This is a genomic window from Pontibacter rugosus, from assembly GCF_042678745.1.
Classification (GTDB): Bacteria; Bacteroidota; Bacteroidia; order Cytophagales; family Hymenobacteraceae; genus Pontibacter; species Pontibacter rugosus.
Genome location: NZ_JBHTLD010000245.1, coordinates 1 through 6335 on the forward strand (window position 1 = coordinate 1; position 6335 = coordinate 6335).

The 6335-nt window shown below is 45.8% G+C and carries 5 protein-coding genes; 2 read left to right on the forward strand and 3 right to left on the reverse strand.

What is annotated here, in order from left to right:
- Positions 1-100: 100 nt before the first annotated feature.
- Entirely contained in the window at positions 101-1213 is a 1113-nt protein-coding gene (locus ACFQ2O_RS18870) for a fatty acid desaturase family protein (RefSeq protein ID WP_377531628.1), read from the reverse strand.
- A 540-nt stretch (positions 1214-1753) separates the two neighbouring features.
- Entirely contained in the window at positions 1754-3148 is a 1395-nt protein-coding gene (gene lpdA / locus ACFQ2O_RS18875) for a dihydrolipoyl dehydrogenase (protein WP_377531631.1), read from the reverse strand.
- A gap of 204 nt (positions 3149-3352) precedes the next feature.
- Between lpdA and ACFQ2O_RS18880 the strand changes: the two genes are divergently transcribed.
- Positions 3353-3961 carry a tetratricopeptide repeat protein gene (locus ACFQ2O_RS18880; protein WP_377531634.1) on the forward strand — a complete coding sequence of 203 codons (609 nt, stop codon included), beginning with the start codon at positions 3353-3355 and terminating at the stop codon, positions 3959-3961.
- Between the two features lie 261 nt (positions 3962-4222).
- Positions 4223-4402 carry a hypothetical protein gene (locus ACFQ2O_RS18885; protein ID WP_377531637.1) on the forward strand — a complete coding sequence of 60 codons (180 nt, stop codon included), beginning with the start codon at positions 4223-4225 and terminating at the stop codon, positions 4400-4402.
- A 475-nt stretch (positions 4403-4877) separates the two neighbouring features.
- Here the strand turns inward: ACFQ2O_RS18885 and ACFQ2O_RS18890 are convergent, their stop codons facing one another.
- Positions 4878-6209 carry a peptidoglycan DD-metalloendopeptidase family protein gene (locus tag ACFQ2O_RS18890; RefSeq protein WP_377531640.1) on the reverse strand — a complete coding sequence of 444 codons (1332 nt, stop codon included), beginning with the start codon at positions 6207-6209 and terminating at the stop codon, positions 4878-4880.
- Between the last annotated feature and the right edge of the window lie 126 nt (positions 6210-6335).

Consider the following 6335-nt stretch of genomic DNA (forward strand, 5'->3'; position numbering starts at 1 on the left):
GTGTTATGCTGGAAATATTTTTATTTGAGACACAGATTTTAAAAAAATGCGCCAGAAAGAGCATCTTTCTGGCGCATTTAACCGATAACTTATGTTTTTGTTAGGCTATGGCTTCATTAATGTTGGGTAAGCGGCCAAAGCGATGTAAGGTGGCGATATGCGATCGTAGCGCTTGACCGAAAGTTTCGTTTTCCATATATGGTATACCAAACTCTGCGGCAGTCTCGCGCACAATAGGGGCAATGGCAGGATAATGCACATGGCATACTCTAGGAAAAAGATGATGCTCTATCTGGTAGTTCAAGCCACCCACATACCACGAGATCCATTTATTATTGCGAGAGAAATTAACCGTAGTATTCAGCTGATGGATAGCCCAATCATTTTCAATGGCACCATTCTCATCCGGGCGTGGATGTGACGTTCCCTCTACGGTGTGCGCCAGCTGGAAAACAACCGTAAGCACAATACCTGCTACAAAGTGCATCAACAGAAAACCCAGCAACACCTCCAGGAAAGAAAAATTGAAGTATAACACAGGAACAGCCAGCATAGTAAAAAAGTAGATGGTCTTCATCGTCACCAGCTTCAGCAGATAATTACGGTTCTCCTTGGTCGTGTTGGCATTTACGCCATTCTTCTTAAACAGGAAATACTGCACAAAATCTTTTGCCAGCACCCAGTAGAGCGTAAGCAGGCCATAAAACACAAAAGCATATAGCCACTGCAGTTGGTGAAAAAATTTCACTTTGGAATGAGGATTAAAGCGCAGCACCAGCCGGTCCTGAATGTCTTCGTCCATTTCCACCACATTCGTATAAGTATGGTGCAGGATGTTGTGCTGAAGCTTCCAGTTAAAAGCAGAGCCGCCCACCAGGTTCAGCGTGTGCCCCATCAGCTCGTTTACCGTTTTGCTATTAGAGTACGCGCCGTGGTTGGCATCGTGCATCACGCTCATGCCAATACCAGCCACACCAAGGCCCATTATAAACCATAATCCCAGGCTTATACCAAGTGAAGGTTGCAAGCTTAGTAAAAGTATAAAAGGAAGTACATAGGCCGTTAACAGCACTACACTCTTAACAACCATGGCTGTGTTGGCGGTTTTAGGGATATTATTTTCTGCAAAGTGTGCATCTACACGTTTGCGCAACGTAGCAAAAAACAAGTTCCTGTCTTTGCTCACAAATTTCACTTTACCTTTTACTTTCATGTGCTGAGGATGCTAAGGAGGTTTAGTTTAAATCGGTAGTCGCGTACAGGCCAATAACCAGTAAATGACTGACGGATAGACTACTTAAAATACGTAAATGTAGCAGCATTGAGCTCAATAAACCCTCCGCTACGTAACGCATTTGTAAAACCAGAAGGCTTGCAAATGCTTCTTACTTGCGCAGAAATAGCGACCAATATAAGTATAAATCCCGATTCTTGCAGCTACACCCAGGCAAGTTCATACAATGTTAACATGGCGTACCAGCAACCTTACCAAATGCAAAGCCATACTTTGCCTTGCGGTAGCATCTTGCTGTAAAGCCTGTATAGCCATAAAGTCGGTGTATTTTTACGTAATAACTTGAGAAACAGAGCCAGGGCTAAAGCCCCAGGTTGTAAATCTGAAGTGGTTTCTTCCGCAGTGTGGAAAGAAGTTTATAGCCTGGCAGTGGCTTCAGCAGTTACCGCAATCACTCTAAAATAAAAAGGGGCTGGCCAACATGTCGACCAACCCCTTTATATATTGCTGTTCTACCTGTTACAGGTGAATCACTTCGTCGTAAGCAGCAGCGGCAGCTTCCATTATAGCTTCGCTCATAGTTGGGTGCGGGTGTACAGACTTGATGATCTCATGGCCGGTTGTCTCCAGTTTACGGGCTACCACCACTTCAGCAATCATCTCTGTTACGTTTGCGCCGATCATGTGCGCACCCAGGAATTCGCCATACTTGGCATCAAAGATCACTTTAACAAAGCCATCTTTCACACCGCCTGCACTAGCTTTACCAGACGCAGAGAACGGGAATTTACCAACTTTGATATCCAGCCCCTGCTCACGTGCAGCTTTCTCTGTAAGACCAACCGAAGCAATCTCAGGAGAGCAGTACGTACAGCCAGGTATGTTTCCGTAGTTCAACGGCTCAGGGTTTTGACCTGCGATTTTCTCCACACAAATGATACCTTCCGCAGAAGCAACGTGTGCCAAAGCCGGACCCGGAACAATATCGCCGATAGCATAAATGCCGTCTACGTTTGTTTTGTAGAAATCATCTACTAAAACACGGCCTCTATCTACTTTTATGCCTAGCTCTTCCAAGCCAATGTTCTCCAGGTTTGTCTGGATACCCACCGCAGAAAGCACTACCTCCGCTTCTAAAGTTTCTTCGCCTTTGGCCGTTTTAACTTTCACTTTGCAGATATCGCCTGAAGTATCCACAGACTCTACAGAAGAATCAGTCATGATGTTGATGCCTGACTTTCTGAATGACTTAGACAGTTGGCGGGATACCTCTTCATCCTCCACCGGAACGATGTTTGGCAGATATTCAACGATGGTTACTTTCGTGCCCATTGCGTTATAGAAGTAAGCAAACTCTACCCCGATAGCACCAGAGCCAACCACTACCATAGAAGCTGGCATTTTCTCCAACGACATAGCCTGGCGGTAGCCGATGATTTTCTTGCCGTCGATTGGCAGGTTAGGAAGCTCACGCGAACGCGCTCCTGTTGCCAGAATAATGTTTGTAGCCTCTACTGTATCCTTTTTGCCTTCTGCATTGGTTACTTCAATTTTACCTTTAGCCACCACTTTGCCAGTACCCATAATCGCATCAATCTTATTTTTGCGGAACAGGAACTGGATGCCTTTGCTCATGCCGTCAGCCACGCCGCGGCTGCGCTGAATTACTTTATCGAAATCAACCGAAGCCTCTCCTACGGTAATGCCATAGTCAGCAGCATGGTTGATGTACTCAAACACTGTTGCGCTTTTTAGCAATGCTTTCGTCGGGATACAGCCCCAGTTCAGGCAGATACCACCTAGCGCCTCACGCTCGATCACACCTACTTTTAAACCCAGCTGCGACGCACGAATAGCGGCTACATAACCACCCGGGCCACTACCCAGCACTACTAAATCGTATTTTGATGCCATAGTCTCTTTTTTATAGTTGATGAACAAAATTAAACGATAATCCCCATACTGCAAAACGAGCTTTGCTTATGCAGTAGCTTTTAGCATAATGAGCAGATTCTTATTGGATGATACGGCGATAGCTGCATAAAAAAGAAAAAAGTATTTTAAGAATCTCTTGAACTGCTGTACTTTGCAGTGCGAAAGTATCATCAAGCTGTACTTATGATCAAATATATACCCTTTCTCTTGCTCTTTCTACTGTCGCTAAGTGTTTCAGCGCAGCATTCTGCAAAGGATTATTTTCTTACCGGAAACAATAAATTTAAAGCCGGCAAGTATGCAGAGGCCATCAAAGATTACGACCAGGTACTAAAGCAGGAGCCGAAACACGCGCCTACACTTACTAACCGAGGAGTAGCCAAAGACCGTTTGCAGGACTACCGTGCGGCCATTGCTGACTTTACGCTGGCCATTGCCGCTGACCCAGCCTATCCAGAAGCTTATTTAAGCCGCGGCTTGTCTAAGTATAACCTCAAAGACTACCGTGCCGCATTACTTGATTTTAATAAAGGAATAGAGCTCCACCCTAATGATGCCAAAGCCTACAATAACCGTGGATTGGTGCGCTACGGGTTGAAGGACTACCGGGGAGCCATCACAGACTATACCAAAGCAATACAGGTAGATGCGAAATATGCTGAGGCATACTATAACCGAGGTGCACCCAGGTATAACCTTAGCGAAAAAGATAATGCCTGCACAGATTGGACGAAGGCAAAGCAGTTAGGTGTAAAAGATGCAGATTTATACTTAAAGAAGTATTGCAAGTAAACACCAGCAGTAATTTTGCTGATAAACTTCCTTAATTGAGCTGCAAGTATATTTTGCGGCTTTTTTATTGCTGCATTTGCATAGGCTACCACTTCACAAGTATAATCTCCGTAGCTGGGGCTATCGCGCGGACAAGTCGCGACCTGTCCTTACAGAAGTGCCTATCTGCATCTTTTCCAATCCCTGATCTAGTTATGTCGCAAGTTTAGCGAAGCGTAACTTGAGACGGGACATGTGGCAAGTTTTCAACTTGCTTTCTGCGTGAGCAGAAACATAGCCGCACCAAAGGCTGTAGCTATAGTTGCACCCATGCCTGGCCCTCCGGTCAGTAAAGCTTTCTGTGGCTACCATTTCAGAAGTATAGTTTTTATAGCTGGGGCTATCGCGCGGACAGGTCACGACCTGTCCTTACAGAAGTGGCTGAAGCTCCGTCAGCAGTAGCTATCTGAATATTTCCAGTCCTGGGGTTGAGGGCTCCAAAGCAACATGTGAAACATTAGGTATGTGGGAACTGGAGGATAAGCAGAAAATAGAAAGATTAGCTTGGTTGAAGATGTAGAAAGCAGTGGCTAAGCAAGTATAGCCAAGGCTGTACAGGTGTGGCTCTGCGAGCCAGTAGAGCTGGAAGCTCTACACCATAGTAGGCACTAGCTGCAAGCTAGCGCCAGCGGTGGGCCAGCGGTGGGTGAAAGTATAGCTTGCATAAAGTTGCAAAGGCAGCAGCTATGCAGGTATGGCTTTACAAGCCAGTCGAGCTACAAGCTCGACATCATTTGAAAACACGAGTCGGAAATTCGCGCCAGCGGAGGGGCTTTTCAATCTGATTGAGAAACAGGAACCAATCCCATACTTCCGAAAAAACAAAAGGCGCTTTTACAGCGCCTTTTGTCAAAATCAAATAATCACATTTATACTTTCAAACACCAGAAGGCTGCTTTCCTTTACCCGTAGCCAGCAAATCCTGTTTAACACTTTTGATATCAATGGCCTGCATGCGGCGTAAGGTTTCGTCTTTTACGATTGCAAATTCTTCCCTGTTCTTTTTAGTGATCGGATCAGCTGCCGGAAGTTTTACACGCAGCGCATCTACCTGTTTTCCGTCTTTCCAGAAGCGATAGCAAAGGTGCGGACCCGTAGCCAGGCCAGTGCTGCCCACGTATCCGATTGTCTGCCCCATTTTCACATGGCTGCCTTTGCGGATACCTTTGGCGAATTTAGACATGTGCAGGTACTGCGTGGTATAGGTTTTGTTGTGACGCACCTTTACAAAATAACCGTTGCCACGGGTATAACTGGCATCTAGTACCACACCATCGCCAACTGTTCGGATAGGCGTGCCACGTGGTGCGGCAAAGTCAGTACCAAGATGTGCTTTATAGCGTTTCTGCACCGGGTGGAAACGACGCTTAGAAAAGCGGGAACTCACACGGCTATACTCCAGCGGCTCTTTCAGGAACGCTCTTTTCAGGCTTTTGCCATCTGCATCATAATAGTTCACGCCATTGCCTTCATCAAACCCGATGGCATAAATCGGCTCGCCCTCATGCTCAAAAAAAGCGGATTTAAGCTCTCCAAAGCCAATAGTCTCTCCGTTTACAACTTTCTCTTCATAGATTAGTTTAAACTTGTCGCCAGGCTGAATGCGATTCAGGTCTAGTCGCCAGGCATAAATATCAGCAAATCTGTTCACCAGCTGAGGCGACCCGCCTGCAGCTACTATGCTTTCGAAAAGCGAACTTTTGATTTCGCCAGCCAATGTACGCTCCAGCACCTGCACCTCGCGTTTATGCAATACAACATCCAGGCTGTCGCGCAGGTCAAAAATCACGTACTCGACCTGGCTTGCTTCATAAATAAAATACTGGGCTGTTTGGGCAGAATCGCGCTTGTGCAGGATAGTATAGGTACGGCCAGAAGCAATGCGGCGCACGTTGAAAACGTCTTTCGCTTTTTGGGCCAGATTGTAAGCAGTTGTAGGATCAATGTTATACTGGGCCAGTATCTGAGAGAGCACTTCTCCTCGCTCCACCTCCCCGTCCACAATTTCTAATGAGTCGGTTTTGATACCATACACTATTGGCGCGGGTACCTTCTTTTTGGGAAGAACGGGTGCTACAGGAGTAGCGGCTTCTACTTTTTCCAGGGCAAGCAGGTCACCCGGACTAAAGTTAAGCGTTTGGGCTGCGGTGATGCACACGAGCAGCGATAACGCTATCAGGATGGCAAGTCCTTTACTGCTTTTCAACATGAGATAAGAGTACCTTTGGTTACAAATCGTCACGAAAATAGGCTTTAACCACTAAAAATAAAAGTAGCATTTAACACAATATTCAGATTATAAATATGTTACAATATATTTATATAAATCATACAT

What these genes read in the sequence shown, in the direction of transcription:
- ACFQ2O_RS18870 (WP_377531628.1), bottom strand. Translation starts at nt 1,213, where the DNA reads ATGAAAGTAAAAGGTAAAGTGAAATTTGTGAGCAAAGACAGGAACTTG.
- lpdA (WP_377531631.1), bottom strand. Translation starts at nt 3,148, where the DNA reads ATGGCATCAAAATACGATTTAGTAGTGCTGGGTAGTGGCCCGGGTGGT.
- ACFQ2O_RS18880 (WP_377531634.1), top strand. Translation starts at nt 3,353, where the DNA reads ATGATCAAATATATACCCTTTCTCTTGCTCTTTCTACTGTCGCTAAGT.
- ACFQ2O_RS18890 (WP_377531640.1), bottom strand. Translation starts at nt 6,209, where the DNA reads ATGTTGAAAAGCAGTAAAGGACTTGCCATCCTGATAGCGTTATCGCTG.